Annotated in this window: 16 protein-coding genes; 7 read left to right on the top strand and 9 right to left on the bottom strand. The window is 70.2% G+C overall.

Annotated elements, in window-relative coordinates:
• Positions 1-10: 10 nt before the first annotated feature.
• Both AHOG_RS01290 and AHOG_RS01285 read right to left on the bottom strand, forming a co-directional pair.
• Positions 11-619, bottom strand: coding sequence for a DUF3558 domain-containing protein (locus tag AHOG_RS01290; protein WP_245856812.1), 609 nt, complete (start codon positions 617-619; stop codon positions 11-13).
• A 37-nt stretch (positions 620-656) separates the two neighbouring features.
• Positions 657-1,073: a hypothetical protein gene (locus AHOG_RS01285; protein WP_093939731.1), complete on the bottom strand. Its 417-nt coding sequence runs from the start codon at positions 1,071-1,073 to the stop codon at positions 657-659.
• Positions 1,074-2,084: 1,011 nt separating this feature from the next.
• Here AHOG_RS01285 and AHOG_RS01280 point away from each other — a divergent pair.
• Genes AHOG_RS01280 through AHOG_RS01270 form a run of 3 tightly spaced genes read left to right on the top strand, consistent with a single transcriptional unit; the run spans position 2,085 to position 4,755 of the window.
• The gene (locus AHOG_RS01280; RefSeq protein ID WP_093939730.1) at positions 2,085-3,017 is read left to right on the top strand and encodes a MurR/RpiR family transcriptional regulator; all 933 of its coding nucleotides are present in this window, start codon (positions 2,085-2,087) and stop codon (positions 3,015-3,017) included.
• A complete protein-coding gene (gene murQ, locus AHOG_RS01275) occupies positions 3,014-3,952 on the top strand; it encodes an N-acetylmuramic acid 6-phosphate etherase (RefSeq protein WP_093939729.1) in 939 nt (312 codons plus the stop codon). Before AHOG_RS01280 ends, murQ begins: the two co-directional genes overlap by 4 nt.
• A gap of 11 nt (positions 3,953-3,963) precedes the next feature.
• Complete coding sequence (locus AHOG_RS01270) at positions 3,964-4,755, top strand: carbon-nitrogen hydrolase family protein (protein WP_093939728.1); 792 nt, start codon at positions 3,964-3,966, stop codon at positions 4,753-4,755.
• Between the two features lie 152 nt (positions 4,756-4,907).
• On the opposite strand, the gene arfB is transcribed toward AHOG_RS01270, so the two are convergent.
• Together arfB and acs are read right to left on the bottom strand one after the other, a co-directional pair.
• Entirely contained in the window at positions 4,908-5,333 is a 426-nt protein-coding gene (gene arfB, locus AHOG_RS01265; RefSeq protein ID WP_093939727.1) for an alternative ribosome rescue aminoacyl-tRNA hydrolase ArfB, read from the bottom strand.
• Positions 5,334-5,458: 125 nt separating this feature from the next.
• The gene (gene acs, locus AHOG_RS01260) at positions 5,459-7,474 is read right to left on the bottom strand and encodes an acetate--CoA ligase (RefSeq protein ID WP_093939726.1); all 2,016 of its coding nucleotides are present in this window, start codon (positions 7,472-7,474) and stop codon (positions 5,459-5,461) included.
• Positions 7,475-7,823: 349 nt separating this feature from the next.
• On the opposite strand from acs, the gene AHOG_RS01255 reads away from it, so the two are divergent.
• Entirely contained in the window at positions 7,824-8,561 is a 738-nt protein-coding gene (locus AHOG_RS01255) for an oxidoreductase (protein ID WP_093939725.1), read from the top strand.
• A gap of 159 nt (positions 8,562-8,720) precedes the next feature.
• On the opposite strand, the gene AHOG_RS01250 is transcribed toward AHOG_RS01255, so the two are convergent.
• Complete coding sequence (locus AHOG_RS01250; protein ID WP_169725795.1) at positions 8,721-9,533, bottom strand: sulfite exporter TauE/SafE family protein; 813 nt, start codon at positions 9,531-9,533, stop codon at positions 8,721-8,723.
• Between the two features lie 499 nt (positions 9,534-10,032).
• On the opposite strand from AHOG_RS01250, the gene AHOG_RS01245 reads away from it, so the two are divergent.
• Together AHOG_RS01245 and AHOG_RS01240 are read left to right on the top strand one after the other, a co-directional pair.
• Positions 10,033-10,599 (top strand): phage holin family protein, encoded by a 567-nt coding sequence (locus AHOG_RS01245; RefSeq protein WP_093939723.1) that lies wholly within the window; start codon positions 10,033-10,035, stop codon positions 10,597-10,599.
• Positions 10,600-10,613: 14 nt separating this feature from the next.
• Positions 10,614-11,573: an alpha/beta fold hydrolase gene (locus AHOG_RS01240; protein ID WP_093939722.1), complete on the top strand. Its 960-nt coding sequence runs from the start codon at positions 10,614-10,616 to the stop codon at positions 11,571-11,573.
• A gap of 28 nt (positions 11,574-11,601) precedes the next feature.
• Here AHOG_RS01240 and AHOG_RS01235 read toward each other — a convergent pair whose 3' ends face one another.
• Genes AHOG_RS01235 through nth form a run of 4 tightly spaced genes read right to left on the bottom strand, consistent with a single transcriptional unit; the run spans position 11,602 to position 15,048 of the window.
• Positions 11,602-12,786, bottom strand: coding sequence for a MarP family serine protease (locus tag AHOG_RS01235; protein WP_093939721.1), 1,185 nt, complete (start codon positions 12,784-12,786; stop codon positions 11,602-11,604).
• Complete coding sequence (locus AHOG_RS01230; protein WP_093939720.1) at positions 12,783-13,532, bottom strand: NUDIX hydrolase; 750 nt, start codon at positions 13,530-13,532, stop codon at positions 12,783-12,785. Before AHOG_RS01230 ends, AHOG_RS01235 begins: the two co-directional genes overlap by 4 nt.
• Positions 13,532-14,128 carry a TlpA family protein disulfide reductase gene (locus AHOG_RS01225; protein ID WP_093939719.1) on the bottom strand — a complete coding sequence of 199 codons (597 nt, stop codon included), beginning with the start codon at positions 14,126-14,128 and terminating at the stop codon, positions 13,532-13,534. Before AHOG_RS01225 ends, AHOG_RS01230 begins: the two co-directional genes overlap by 1 nt.
• Positions 14,125-15,048: an endonuclease III gene (nth, locus tag AHOG_RS01220; RefSeq protein ID WP_376700116.1), complete on the bottom strand. Its 924-nt coding sequence runs from the start codon at positions 15,046-15,048 to the stop codon at positions 14,125-14,127. Before nth ends, AHOG_RS01225 begins: the two co-directional genes overlap by 4 nt.
• Positions 15,049-15,180: 132 nt before the next feature.
• Here nth and AHOG_RS01215 point away from each other — a divergent pair, with 132 nt between their 5' ends.
• Entirely contained in the window at positions 15,181-15,426 is a 246-nt protein-coding gene (locus AHOG_RS01215) for a hypothetical protein (protein ID WP_093939718.1), read from the top strand.
• The last annotated feature ends 63 nt before the right edge of the window (positions 15,427-15,489 follow it).

The raw sequence follows: 15,489 nt of genomic DNA, 5'->3' as shown, positions 1-15,489 counted from the left end.
CCCTTCCCCTTCAGTTCGCATCGGGCAGCGTCGGAATAACGGCTTCAGCGACGGCGAGTGCACCTGCGCAGGCCTCATCTTCCGAACCACTACGGACGTAATTCACGTCGAGGTACTGAGTATCGGAAACACCCACGACATAACCACACATCGAGGTTGGCTCCCCCTCATTCGCCCGGACCGCCGGGTGACCTGCCACCTCCAACTCTTCCCAATCCGAGTAGAGCGATTGACGTGAATAGATTTCTTCGAGGCCCTCACGCTCGACATCTGTCACCAGAGTGACTCTCGAGCCGGCCTCAGATTCCCAGACGCAAGAGGCATTACCTCCACCCGTGGTGCGTGCCTCACCCTCCGCCGCAAAACCAAGATCCTCCGCGGACTCTGGGGTCAGCAGCGCACACACGTCAACACCAGCGACGTCGCGAGGGTCGGTGACGGACGGCGCCAATCCCTGCGGAGCAGTCGCATCAGGAGATTCCTCGGTCGTCGTCTCTTCGACAGCCGAATCCGACTCCACAGGTGTCGCCGTTCCCTCGTCCTGGGTAGAACAGGACGCAATCATCAGTGAGGCTGCGATCGCTACGCCAGCGATCGCCCACGGCCGATTAGATGTCATCGTCTCCAAGTTCCTATGATAGCGACGACCAACGTCTTCAGCTACGCGACGACGGCGGAAGATGCGGGTTGTTCTCATAGAACTCCCGCTCTCTACGCTCACTGGGAGTCTCGCTCTCGTTGAACTCTGAAGCCTCGATGTCCCTTAGCCCAAGCTGGTTGGCGTCCTCGATGTTGTGATAATCGGCAAGCATCGCCTTAAAATTCTCGATGGTTGCCTCAAGGGCTTCCAGGTAAGCTTCGTTCGCGTTGAACAACGCACCATCCGGCCCGCCTGCCACCCGCGCGATCTGCATACCTGCGTTACTGCTCACACCGTCGGAGCCCTGGTTCGGCGCCTCCATGCCGAGCTCTCGGGCTTCCTGAGCGATGTCCATGACCCGACTCTTCGCCTCTTCGAGATCCGCGATCGCCTGCGGCAGCCGCTCTGGATCAAGCTCAAACGTCCCGCTCATAGCGCGTCCTCCCGAAACGCGGTACCACTGATCGACCTCATGTCACGCCCCCCAGGGCTCGCTGACGGAAATCACGAACGCAACCTGAGACGCGCCTGGACCGCGTCCGGTTCCCACTCGCACAGAGGATTCTGGGCCCGAATGATACACCGCCGGAGCCACCCGGACAGGTGAGTTCGGTGAGACGTCCCACCAGCCTGCGGCCGTCCGTCCACTTTGCGAGATTCGGACCGTCATTCGGCCGACGACGGAGGCGATCTCGACTCGGCCAGGACGCCTGACCTGCCGGATGCCGCGAGTCCGCCTCCACAGTGGAGAAGACCGATGAATTCGGCACCGCGATCCAGGCACCGAGCCCGACCGCCCGCCGACCTCAGCCAGCCGACCGCGCATCGGCCGAGGGATGGCACGCCGGCCGCCTGCTCCCAATCCCGTCGAGACGGAGCCGCGCCGCCGTCCAGCGCCGCGCCGCCGTCCAGCGCCACACACGGTCCCGAGCCGGGGGCCCCGGCCCGTCTACGCCACCGCACGAACGCCTCCAACGCCGTGACCCCTGCCCGGACTGGTACCACGCCCTCATCGGAACGGCGCTCGTTTCGCGGCGATCAGGACCGGTTCCCGCGAGCACTCCTCGGAGGCGTGGGCACGGGGACCGATCTCCGAAAGCTCTCGGCGACGACGTTGGGAACTCTCACACGAGGTTCGCTCGATCGAGCCCCGTGTGGCGGCCCACTCCGAGACATCGTGGCGCCTCCACCGTGTGGGCTCCTCGACCGCCGGCGCGCTAGTCGATCAACGAACCCCGAGAAGTCCCTGCATACGACTGGATAACCAAATGGATACGGCTGATAACGAGACCGGTTCCACCCTCGATACCCACGGCGTCGGATCAGCCCCTCGGGGCGGCCGAGCTGGGGATGTGGGGAATTCACGCGCTGCGCGGTAACTGACAGGTGACGACATGGAAACATGCGTTGACCTGGGCAACGTGCTGTTAGTAAGTTTCCCACCGTGACTAAGCGTTATGCCGAGGGCGCGGCAGCAGAGGGCAGCCCACTGGTTCGCATCAGATCTCTCCTGCCCGGCCTCGCCCGCGCCGAGCAACGGGTCGCCCAGGTTGTCCTGGACGACCCGGCCGACGTGACGCACCGCAGCATCACCGAGGTCGCCGAGGCAGCCGGGACCAGTGAGACCACGGTGACCCGGTTCTGCAAGGCCATCGGCATCCGCGGCTACCCGGAGCTTCGGCTTGCCCTGGCGGCCGAGACCGCTCGCACCTCCAGCCGAGACGAACAGCAGCTCGGCGGCGAGATCGGCCCGGAGGACAGCCTGCGCGACGTGATCGACAAGGTCTCCTACGCCGATGCGAGGGCGGTCAAGGAGACGGCCGAGCAGATCGACGTGGCCACGCTGCAGGAGGTGGTCGACGCGGTCGCCCACGCCCCGAGGGTCGACGTCTACGGCGTCGGCGCGAGCGCCTTCGTCGCACTCGACCTCCAGCAGAAGCTGCACCGCATCGGCCGGACCTGTTTCGCGTGGAGTGACAAGCACATCGCACTGACCTCGGCCGCCGTCCTCGGACCGGAGGACGTCGCGATCGGCATCTCCCACACGGGCTCGACCATCGATGTCGTCGACTCGCTGCGGGTGGCCAGGGCACGGGGCGCGAAGACGGTCGCCGTCACCAACTACCCGAGGTCCCCCATCACGGAGGCCGCCGACCACGTGTTGACGACGGCGGCCCGTGAGACGACGTTTCGCTCCGGCGCGATGTCCAGCCGGATCGCCCAGTTGACGGTGATCGACTACCTGTTCATCGGGGTGGCCCAGCAGCACTACGAGACCGCGCAGGAAGCCCTGGAGGTGACCTACGCGGCAGTCGTGGGTCAACGCCTGGGAGCTCGACCCGATGGCAGGCGCCGACCGAGGGACGGTAACCGATGAGGACACGAGCGCACCTGAGCTGCATCCGAGTGGACTCCCCCACGGAGTCGCGCAATCCGAACACGCTGGACATCGACCGGGTCTCCTCCCTGGAGGTCCTGCGGTTGATCAACGACGAGGACCGCCTGGTACCCGATGCGGTCGCCGAGGTCCTGCCCCAGCTCGCCGATGCGGTGGACCTCGCCGTCCAGGCGCTCCGCGCGGGCGGCCGGGTGCACTACGTCGGGGCGGGGACGTCGGGACGGCTCGCCGTGCTCGACGCCGCCGAACTGATCCCGACCTACAACATGCCCTCGGGCTGGTTCGTCGCGCACCAGGCCGGGGGTGCCTCGGCCTTCGTCCACGCGGTCGAGGGCGCCGAGGACGACGTCGACGAGGGTGCCGCGCAGATGCGGCGTCAGGTCGGGGAGAACGACTTCGTGCTCGGCCTGACGGCGTCCGGTCGTACGCCGTTCGTGCTCGGCGCGCTCAGCGCGGCGAGATCCCTCGGAGCCGCCACGGGCCTGGTCTCGGCGAATCCGGCGAACATCGCGGCCACGGGCGTCGCCGCCGATGTGGTGATCGCGGTCGACACCGGTCCGGAGGCGATCGCGGGTTCCACCCGGATGAAGGCGGGCACGGCGCAGAAGCTCATCCTCACCGCGTTCTCCACCGCCGTGATGGTGCGGCTGGGCCGCACGTACTCGAACCTGATGATCAGCATGGTGGCGTCGAACGCGAAGCTTCGCGGCCGGACGCTGACCATCCTGCAGGAGGCCTCCGGCGCCGACGAGCTGACCTGCGAGACCGCGCTGGTGCAGGCGGCGGGCGATGTGAAGACCGCGCTGGTCACGCTCCTCACCGGGGTCGACACCGACGTGGCCAGGATGGCGCTGTCGCAGACGGACGGTCACGTCCGAGAGGCGCTGACGACGCTGGCACAGCCCACCAACTGATCGGAGGAGGAGTGCGGATCGCACTGAGCCAGCTGGCCGCCGACACCGACCCGCAGGTCAATCTCGGGTCGGTGCGGACGGCCGTGACGGACGCCGCCGCGCAGGGCGCACGGGTGCTGCTGCTGCCCGAGGCGACGATGGCGCGCTTCGGCATCCCGTTGGGGCCGGTCGCCGAACCGTTGGACGGGCCGTGGGCCACGGCGGTGCGGGCAGCGGCGAAGGCCGCCGACGTGGTGGTGGTCGCCGGGATGTTCGTGCCCGCCGACGACGGGAGGGTGCGCAACACCCTGCTGATCACCGGACCGGGGGTCGACACGGCATACGACAAGGTGCATCTGTTCGATGCGTTCGGCTTCGCCGAGTCGGACACCGTCGCACCGGGCGAACGACCGGTCACCTTCACGGTGGACTCGGTGACCTTCGGCGTCGCCACCTGCTATGACCTGCGGTTCCCCGGGCTGTTCCACGCGCTGGCGGACGACGGCGCGCAGGTCATGCTGGTCGGCGCCTCCTGGGGAGCGGGGCCGGGTAAACGCGAGCAGTGGGAACTGCTGTGCCGCGCCCGGGCACTGGACTCCACGTCCTGGCTGCTGGCCTGTGGTCAGGCCGACCCGAGCACGATCGGCGAGCGACCGAAGGGCGCCGCCCCCACCGGTATCGGCTACAGCAGCCTGGTGTCCCCGGTCGGGGAGATTCGGGCTCAGCTCGGGCCCGCGCCGGGGCTGCTGCCGGTCGACGTGGACATAGCCGAGGTGGAGCGGGCCCGGGAGACGATCCCGGTTCTGGCGAATCGGCGATTCTGACGGCCCCGCGCCGGTCGGAGACGACCGGCCGGGCATCGAGGGCTGCCATGGAGGTACGGCGAGCGGCTGGGCAGTCGGTGCGGACTCGGCACGATAGCCGCCACACCTGGCGGCAGGCTGGTCCGACAGCGGGTGGACCGGACGCCGGTCGGTCAGTCCTCCGGGCTGCGGCGGAGTCGCTTCACGTCGCCGCGCCGCTTCTTCTGGTCCACCCGTCGTCGCTGTGAGCCGCGTGACGGGCGGGTGGGCCGCCGGTTCGGCGGGTCGGGAGCGACGGCGTCACGCAGTGTCATCGCGAGCCTGGCCCTGGCCGCCTCACGATTACGCAGTTGAGAGCGGTGTTCCGCGGCGGTGATCGTGAGGACGCCGTCCACGAGGCGCCCCGCGAGCCGATCCAGCGCCCGTGCCTGGCGCGGCGGACTGAACACCGTCGTCGACGCGAGGTCGAAGGACAGCTCCACCCTCGAGTCGGTGGTGTTCACTCCCTGCCCGCCGGGACCGCTGGATCGAGAGAACCGCCAGCGCAGCTCGGCGGCCGGGATGGCCGTCGAGCCGACGACCGGCAGGTCCTCGTTCATGTCTCCAGCATCCCTCATCCGTCGCCCGCCGTCACCCGAGATTCCAGCTTGATGTCTGCTCCGGCGGCGCCAGGGCGCGTGAGGAGGCACATGCGGCGGGCGACGCGACGAGGTGTGCGCGGAGGTCAGCCCTCGTCGCCCGCCGGTTTGGCGAGCCCCGAGGAGATCAGGTCCATCACCGACGAGTCCTGAAGCGTCGTCACGTCGCCGAGCTCGCGGTTCTCGGCCACGTCACGCAGCAGCCTGCGCATGATCTTCCCGGAGCGTGTCTTGGGCAGTTCGGGGACGACCAGGATCTGCCGAGGCTTGGCGATCGGGCCGATCTCCTTCGCGACGTGGTCCCGGAGCCGCTTGACCAGCTCCGCGCCCTCGTCCGCCGACTCGCCGCCGCCGCGGAGGATCACGAACGCCACGATGCCCTGGCCGGTGGTGGCGTCGGCGGCGCCGACCACCGCGGCCTCCGCGACCGAGGAGTGCGCGACCAGCGCCGACTCGACCTCCGTGGTGGAGATCCGGTGTCCGGACACGTTCATCACGTCGTCTACCCGACCCAGCAGCCAGATCGCGCCCTCGGCGTCGTACTTGGCGCCGTCACCCGCGAAGTAGATCGGGCCGGACTCGTCGCGGAACCGCGACCAGTAGGTGTCGCGGAACCGTTGTTCGTCGCCCCAGATGCCCCGCAGCATGCCCGGCCAAGGCTGGTCGAGCACCAGGTATCCGCCGCCGCCTCGGCCGACCTCGACGCCGTTCTCGTCGACGATCTTCGCGGAGATGCCGGGCAGCGTGCCCATCGCCGAACCCGGTTTGGCGGCCGTGACACCGGGTAGCGGGGAGATCATGATCCCGCCCGTCTCGGTCTGCCACCAGGTGTCGACGACGGGGGTGGCGGCGGCGCCGATGTGCTCGCGATACCACATCCAGGCCTCGGGATTGATCGGCTCGCCGACGCTGCCGAGCAGCCGCAACGAGGAGAGATCGTGCCGTGCGGGGATGTCGCTGCCCCACTTCATGAAGGTGCGGATCGTGGTGGGGGCCGTGTACAGGATGGACACCCGGTACCGCTGCACGATCTCCCACCAGCGCCCCTCGTGCGGCGTGTTGGGCGTGCCCTCGTACATCACCGAGGTCGCCCGGTTCGCCAGCGGCCCGTAGACGATGTAGGAGTGGCCGGTCACCCAGCCGACGTCGGCGCCGCACCAGTAGACGTCGGTGTCCGGCTTGAGGTCGAACACGGCGTGGTGGGTGTACGCGGCCTGAGTCAGGTATCCGCCGGAGGTGTGCAGGATGCCCTTCGGCTTCCCGGTGGTGCCGGAGGTGTAGAGGATGAACAACGGGTGCTCGGCGTCGAAGGCCTCGGGGGTGTGCTCCTCGGACTGTGTGTCGACGAGGTCGTGCCACCACACGTCGCGGCCGTCGTGCCACTCGACGTCCTTGCCGGTGCGGCGGACCACCAGGACGTTGCGCACGGAGTGGGCGTCGCGCACCGCCGTGTCCACGTTCTCCTTCAGCCCCAGCACCTTGCCGCGACGATTCTGTCCGTCACTGGTGATCACCAGTGACGCCTCGGCGTCGTCGATCCTGGTGCGCAGCGCCTCGGCGGAGAAGCCGCCGAAGACCACGCTGTGCGTGAGCCCCAGTCGAGCGCAGGCCAGCATGGAGAAGACGGCCTCGGGGATCATCGGAAGGTAGATCGCGACACGGTCGCCCGCGGTGAGGCCCAGGGAGGTCAGCGCGTTGGCGGTCTTGGCCACCTCGCGCCGCAGGTCGGCGTAGGTGATCGTCCTGGTGTCGCCCGGTTCGCCCTCCCAGTGGATGGCGACCTGGTCACCGTGCCCGGACTCGACATGCCGGTCGACGCAGTTGTAGGCGACGTTCAGCCGTCCGCCGACGAACCACTTCGCGAACGGCGCGTTCGACCAGTCCAGGACCTGCGTCCACGGCGTGTCCCAGTGCAGCCGTTCCGCCTGGGAACCCCAGAAGGCCTCCCGGTCGGCCGCCGCCTCGTCGTACAGGGACTGAGTCGCGTTCGCGGATCGGGCGAAGTCCTCGTCGGGCGGGAACGTCCTGTTCTCGCTGAGAAGGTTGTCCAGGGTTGCGGCGCTGCTGGGCCCGGACTCGGCAGAACCGGTCTGCTGGGTCATCGCGAGGGACCTCCCTGAGTGATCGAACGAACATCTGTTGGTGCTGACCGTAGACCGAACCGGCCGCCGGGGACAGGATGAGTACCCGTTGGTCCAGACCAGTCGGCGGCGATCGAGTCGCTCCGTCGAACGTCGACGCCTGCTCGCCCGCCGATGGACGAGCACCGGTGCGGGTCTTCAGATGCCGACGACGCGAGGTCCGACCGGGCCGGCATGAGACCGCCGTGTGATCGACGTGGCGGTCGGTGTGGACGAGTCGCGCCTGCGTGGCGCAGGGTGGGTGAGGTTCTGCCACGCCGCCCGTGCCCGTCTCGTTCGTCGGCGTCCGCGGTGAGTACTGTCCGCGCCCGTGGACGATCCCCTAGGACCTCTGCTCGACCTGCCCGGCGTCGCCGAGGCCGTCTCGGCCGCGCGTGAGGCCGTCGACGCCGTGCACGGACATCCCGCGAATCGGCGCGGGTGGCCCGTCTCCGCCGCCGAGGCCTCCGTCCGAGCCGCTCGTGCCTCGGCCGCGATCGACGGTGCCGATGTCGAACTGCCCACCGACGGGCGGGTGTCCGACCCGATGACGGCGGGGTCGCTGCGCGTCGCCGAGTCGATCGGGATGCTGCTGGGCACCTGGCAGCGGGCGCCGCTGCAGGCACTCGCCCGGTTGCATCTGTTGGCGGCGGCCGATCTGGTCCCCGCCGACCGTGAGGATCTTCTCGGCAGACCGCGCGCCGAGGCGTCGGTCTCGACGCGGCTCGATCTGCTCGCCACGCTGGTCACCGGCGGGACCTCGGTGCCGGGCCCGGTGCTGGTGTCGATCGTGCACGGCGAGCTGCTGACGCTGGCGGCCTTCGGTACCGCGGACGGCGTCGTCGCCAGGGCCGCCGCCCGACTGACCGCGATCGGCACCGGCCTGGACCCGAAGGGACTGGGCGTGCCGGAGGTCGCGCACCTGCGGAGGCTGTCCGAGTACCGCGCGGCGGCTCAGGGCTTCGCCAGCGGCGAGCCCGGCGGCATCGCGGCGTGGATCAAGCACTGCTGTGCCGCGATCGAGGCGGGCGCGCGCGAGGGAAGGTCGATCGCGGAGGCACAGGCCTGAACGAGCCTGCGGCGGCGTGGAGCGGCTCCGTTCGCGGGGACGGCGTCCGGTGCCGAGCGCCCGTGCCGCCGCGCGCTTCCCGTGCCGCCGCCGGGCGGGGAGCCGAGAGCCGGGCGCCGCCGGGGCCGGGAGGGGCCTGCCGTGATTCCGCGCTCGTCGTCAGTCGCGCCGCCGCAGCAGACCGCGGAGGTCCGGCCACACCGTGCGCACCGCCACGAAGACCAGCAGAAGGCCGAACAGCACGTCCGAGAGCAGCGGGTTCATCACGACCGACCACTGGGTGGTGGCCACCGTGGCCAGGACGCCGGAGCAGCCGATCCACAGGGCGTCGCGCAGGGAGCCGTTGCCGTGGCGCAGGTTGCGCCAGCCGCCCAGGATCGACGTCGGAAGGATGACCAGCAGCGAGGTTCCCTTGGCCAGGGCCGCAGGCACTCCGAGGCTCAACTGCATGACCGGGACCATCACCGCGCCGCCGCCGACCCCGGCCAACGCGGCGATCATGCCGATCAGGACGCCGATCGGAAGCAGTAGCGCCAGTCGCCACCACTCGTGCGAGACGAGGCCCGTCGAGACGCCGGGATCGATCAGCATCCGCACCGCCGTCCCGACGGCGATCAAGGCGAAGAACCACCGCAGCCAGGCCAACGGCATCCTGGTGAGCAGGAACGCGCCTATCCAGGCACCGATCATCGAGCCGGCCGCCAGCGGTACGGCGATACGCAGGTCGACCTGGCCGTGCGCGGAGTAGCCGATGACCCCGGCCACCGCGAGCGGGCCGAGCGCGAGCAGCGAGGTCGCCACCGCATACCGCTGATCCCGCCCGCACCAGGCCACCAGGGCGGGGACGATCGCGACGCCGCCGCCGATGCCGAACAGACCCGACAACGCCCCCGCGATGAGACCGATGGCGACGAGGACCGGCCGTCGGGCCGGGGCAGGGAGGGCGACGCTCTGCTCTTTCCGCTGCGACACGCCAGCAACATACGCCGACGACCTGCTTCGTTCCTCACCACGATGTCGCACGCCACGCACCCGTCACCGACTGGGGAGCGAGCTCGCCGCACACGGCCACCAGCGCGGACGCCGCCCGGTGCGCGGCCGGACCCGACCCGCCCGGGGTGGTTCGGCCGATTGTTCCGCCGCCGGGCGACGGTCCGGGTGACCCACGGCGTACTGCCGGTCGTGAGGTCGACCAACCAGGACATAGCTGTGTCACCGCGGTCTGCCGAGGAGGAGTCGCGGCCGTGTCGGACGTGACATCCGCGCGTATCCAGGGGTCTCGGCGACGTTCTGCGCGGTGTGCCGCGGTTCCGGATGCGGTACCACCGCCGCTTCGGCGGAGTAGCACCAGACCGCCAACCTCGCTCCACCGGTGATGATCTGACCTGATCACGGCCGGACAGCCGCCTGGATCAAGACGATTGTCCCGTGTCATCACGGCGAGCGGTCGGCTCCATGGGACGATGGCCGAGTGAGCAGCGCAGGGCACGACCCCAAGAGACACCAGGACTGGGAGGGCCTGCCGCCCATCCCCTCCATCCCGCTGTCGGAGGAGAACCAGGCCCACGCCGGTCCGGGCGACCGCTCGCTGGGCGGACTGGTCCGCGAGGCCAGTGTGCACCTCTCCACGCTGATCAGGGCGGAGGTGGAGCTGGCGAGGCAGGAGATCTCGGCCGAGGTGCGCAAGGGGCTGCGCGGCAGCGTGTTCTTCATCCTCGCGCTGACCGTGCTCGCCTTCAGCTCGTTCTTCCTGTTCTTCACCGCCGCGGAGCTGCTGGCGGTCTGGCTGCCCCGCTGGGCGGGCTTCGGCATCGTGTTCCTGTTGATGCTGCTGGTCTCGGGTGCGCTCGCGTTCCTCGGTTTCCGGAAGGTGCGGGGCATCCGCAAGCCCGAACGCACCATCAACTCCGTTCGCGACACCGCGTACCTGCTGCGCCCCGGTGGGACGCAGGCCGCGGCCGCGGGCGGCGGGGCGGACCAGTCGGCCCCCGACGTACCCGGTCACCAGGACAGGCACCGGCCCGAGTCGGTCCGCTGAGCCTCCGCGATCCGGTGCGCTCGCTTCCGGACCCCTCCACCACCCGGATCAGCGGGCCGTGGACCCACCATGACGTCTCGGCGAACGGGATCTCACTGCACGTCGCCACGGCGGGCGAGGGCCCGCTGGTGCTGTTCGTCCACGGGTTTCCGGAGTTCTGGTGGTCATGGCGTGGTCAGCTGCTCGCGTTGGCCGACGCCGGCTTTCGCGCGGTCGCAGTGGACCTTCGCGGTTACGGGGACTCCGACAAGCCGCCCCGAGGCTACGACGGCTGGACGCTGGCAGGCGATCTCGCCGGATTGATCAAGGCACTGGGTGAGCGACGAGCCGCCCTGGTCGGCCACGGTTGGGGCGGTCTCCTCGCCTGGACGACGGCCGCGCTGCATCCTCGGCTGGTCAGCTCGTTGAGCGTGTTGTCCGCACCGCACCCGCTCGCGCTGCGTCGCGCGCTCGCCCTCGGGCTCACCCGGCCGTGGCGGCGGGTCGAGCGCGCGCAGGTCACCGCCGCCGGGCATCTCTTCCGCGCCCAGCTCCCGACGCTGCCGGAGGCCTGGCTGACCAAGGACGGCGCGGCCACCGTCGAACGTCTGATCCGCTCGTGGTCGGGACCGCGCTGGCAGACCGCCCCGGAGTTCGACGAGGTCGTGCGGCGCAACCGAGCCGCGATGCTGGTCCCCGGAGCGGCCCACTCCGCCATGGAGTACTACCGCTGGGCGGTGCGATCGCAGCTGCGCGGGGAGGGTGGTCGGTTCGCCGAGGCGATCGACCGACGGCTGCCGGTGCCCGTGCTTCGCGTTCAGGGCAGGCTCGATCCGTGGATGCGGGCGAGCACGTCTGCCGCGTCGACGGCATGGACCGGCCCCGACTCGGTCTACCGCGAACTCGCCGAGGTCGGGCACTTCCCCCATCAGGAGGCGCCGCACGCCACGAACCGGCTGCTGATCCGGTTCCTGACGGGCGAGCTGCACGACTGATCCCGGGGCAGCGACAACCCCGGCCGTTCTACGAGGAACAGCCCCCGGTGTCGACCGGCCGGGTCAGCGTGGGCGCGGCGGCGACCTCGTCGGCGATCTCGTCGTTGGTGAGGACGAAGCCGGTCTCCTCGTCGTCGACGGCCGCGCCGAAGACCATCCCGAGCACCCGACCATCGGGGTCGATGAGCGGTCCGCCCGAGTTGCCGCTGCGGACCTCCGACCGGACCGTGTAGACCTCGCGGGTCACGGTCGTGCTGTCGTAGATGTCGGGTCCGCGCAGGTTGAAGAGCTGACGGACCCGTGCGGACGAGGCTCGATAGTCCCCGCCGAGCGGGTAGCCGAGCACGATGCCGCCGTCCTCGGGCTCGGCGGGCGTCTCGACGAACTCCAGGGGAGCCCCGAAGAAGTCCGGCACGTCGAGCACCGCGATGTCGCTCTCCGGGTCGTACAGGACGACGGTAGCGGGCAGTCGCGCCTCCCCGACCTCGATGGAGACCTGCTCGGCGCCCGCGACGACGTGCGCGTTGGTCATCACACGCTGCGGAGCCACCACGAAACCGGACCCGTTGAGCACCCGGGAGCAGGAGGAGGCCGTGCCGTGGACCTTCACCACGCTCTCCCGCACGGTCTGCACCGTCCGACTGTTCTGCAACGCCGGGTCGGGCGGGTCCACCTCGGCGACGGGAGTCCGGGAGAACGGGTCGAGGACGCCGGGGAAGCCCGAGCCGTCGAGCAGCCTGCGCAGCTCGTCGGGCAGTGCACGAGCGGCAGGCGGCATCAGCGTGTCGACTGCGCCGAGGACACGTGACTGGTTCACCGCACCCGCAAGCCAGGGGACGGTGCCCGCCGAGGTCAGCGGCAGGGCGATCAACCAGGTGACGACGAAGACGGCGAGCCCCTGCACCACGCCGCCGAGCACGTTGTCCACCCAGCTCAGCTTCGGCGAGGTCATCCTGCGCTTGATGGACCGGCCGAGGGAGACCCCGAGCACCTCGCCGAGGACCACCAGGCCCAGCACCACGGACAGGCCGACGAGCAGCCGTGCGTTCGGCGCGTCGACCAGGTCGGCCAACGCGGGAGCGAGCAGCACGCCGCCGACGGCGCCCATGATCACTCCGGTGAAGGCGAAGACGGCGACGACCATGCCGTGTCGTACGCCCGACACCGCCGCGAGCACCGCCATCAGGATGACGGCGGCGTCGATCCAGTTCACCAGGTCGCCTCGCCGTCCGGGGTCGGCCCCGAGTCCACCTCACGCCAGGCGTCGGCGAGGTCGCGGACGTCGGTGGCGTCCCATGGCTCGGCCCAACCGCCCAGGGACAACAGGCTCGACAACAGGCCCGCCGTGAAACCCCAGACGAGCATCCCCGGTACCAGGAACGCCGGGCCGACATAGCCGGAGGGATGACGCACCTGGAAGCGATTGGTCGAGTCGGCGAGGTGACCCAGCGGAACCCTGGCCACCGCCGAGGTCTCGCCGTAGTCGACGGGCGCCACGGGCGTCGGCTGCGACCAGTGCGCGAGAACGGGCGTGACCAAGAACTTCGACCGGGGCACGTACAGCTCGGGCAGCAGAGCGACCGGGGTGATGCCTTGTCGCAGGACGCCGACCTCCTCCTCCGCCTCCCGCAGCGCCACCTCGATCGGGCCGTCGTCCGAGGGCTCGGCCACCCCGCCGGGGAAGCCGACCTGACCGGGGTGGTGGGTCAACCCGTCGGCTCTGCGCAGCAGCAGCACGTCCGGGCCGGTGCCCGGGCCCGCGCCGTCCTCGCCGAACAGGACCAGCACCGCGGCGGGCCGAGGACTGTCCTCGCTCGGCGGCGGCACGGAGGCCAGCATGGCGGGGTCCACCCGACCGCTGGAGGAGATCAACCTGCTCAACCAGCCAGGCCCCTGTGCCGGATCCACCAACGGCCCGCCACGCCTGGACTGGGTGCGTCCCCGACCTTCCTGAGTCATCAACTCTGCTCCAGATAACGCGCCACGGCTTGCCGCGCCTGTTCCGTGTCCTCGAACGGCGCGGGCGGATGCACGGGGTGGATGTCGCCCGCCTCGTCCACCACGTAGTTCGCAGGCATCACCGTCGCTCGCAGCGCCCGGATCGCCAGGTCGTTCGCATCGTGCACCGAGGGAAGCTCGGCGCCGAGCTCGGTCAGAAGATCGCGGCCGGCGTCGAGATCGCTACTCCGCTGGACGGCGAGCACCGGAATCGCATCGGGCTCGGCCGTGTACTCGGCCAGCACCGGCAGCTCGTCCCGGCAGGGTGCGCACCAGGTGGCCCACACGTTCACCAGCACCGGGCCGTCGGCCAGCAGGTCCCCGAGGTCGCCGACCTCGCCGTCGCGGAGGTCGGTGACCTCGATGCCGCTCAGGTCGGCGACCCGCACCGACCCGGGTGGTCCCGACTCACCCGCCTCGACCGCACCCGCGTCGTCCGTCGCGGTTCGATCGGGCCGCACGGCGGGACCGTAGCCCTCGTCGCGGGGCCACAGCGCGACCACGCCGGCCACGGCGAGCACCAACACCAGGATCGACCATCGAATGTTCGCGCTCATCGTGCGGCACCGGACGGGCCCGACTCGTCAGTCGCGGCGGAGGCCGCCGGCTCGGCGGCGCGGGGCGCGACCGGCGTCTCGGACGGCGTTGGACCGCCGGGCTCGACGGGCTTCGCGGTGGTCGCCGCCTCCGCCGCCAGGTCGTCGCCCAGTCCGGCGAGCCGCAGCAGGCGCGGCGCCTCCACGCCCTTGACCAGGCGCGCCGCCTGCTCTGGATCGACGGCGCCGACGCCGTAGGAGGGGCAGGAGCGGGCGAGCAGGCAGGCACCGCAGGCCGGTCGTCGGGAATGGCAGACCCGACGCCCGTGGAAGATCACGCGATGGGAGAGCAGCGTCCACTCGCGGCGCGGGATCAGTTCGCCGATCGCATGCTCGATCTTCACCGGGTCGGTGAGGGCGGTCCAGCCCCAGCGCTGCACCAGCCTGCCGAAGTGGGTGTCCACCGTGATCCCGGGTACGCCGAAGGCGTCGCCGAGGATCACGTTGGCGGTCTTGCGTCCGATGCCGGGCAGCCGAACGAGTTCTGCCAGTGTCGACGGTAGTTCGCCGTCGAATCGTTCGACCACCGCCGTGCCGAGTCCGATCAACGAGGTGGTCTTGTTCCGGAAGAAGCCTGTGGGCCGGATGAGCTGCTCCAGCTCATGGCGGTCGGCGCCCGCGTACGCGGCGGCGTCCGGGTAGGCGGCGAACAAGGCAGGCGTCACCTCGTTCACCCGCCGGTCGGTGCACTGGGCCGAGAGGATGGTGGCGACGGCGAGCTCGAGCGGGGTGGTGAAGTCCAGTTCGCAGTGCGCGTCCGGGTATGCCTCGGCCAGCGATCGATTCATCCGGCGGGCCCGCCGGACGAGCGCGAGCCGACTCTCGGGCGCCCGACCCCCCGACCCGGCGACGGGCTGAGCGCGGGAAGCACTGGTCTGCACGCCCACAGCCTACGGGCGCGGGCGGCCGTGCCGTCCGGCCTCCACCATCCAGGCGCAAAGCCGTCACCCACTGGCGGATTTCGCCCACCCCGAGCGACGCCACCCAGCGTGATGAGTCACCATCGAGACATCATGACTGCCTGGTTCGTCATCGCCGTTCCGCTCGTGATCATGTTCTTCGCGCTCTTCATGGAGCGCGTCGAATCCGGTATCCGAAACGTCTCGGTCCGCGAGGACGACGTGGAGGAGCTCTTGGACAACGCCCGTCCCGACGAGGTCCGCGCGCTGGCAGGCCAGGGCATCGGCCGCGCGCTCGAGCTGTTCCGTCTCCGCAGGAGGGGCCGTTCCGGGAGACTCAAGGCCCGCAGGCCCCGCTGACTTCGATCTCGCCGCCGCGCACTACGGACCGCAGGTAACGCGGTCTCTGTTACCGCGCAGTTA

The sequence above is a fragment of the Actinoalloteichus hoggarensis genome (assembly GCF_002234535.1).
Taxonomy (GTDB): Bacteria; Actinomycetota; Actinomycetes; order Mycobacteriales; family Pseudonocardiaceae; genus Actinoalloteichus_A; species Actinoalloteichus_A hoggarensis.
This window is presented reverse-complemented; position numbering and strand designations above follow the sequence as displayed.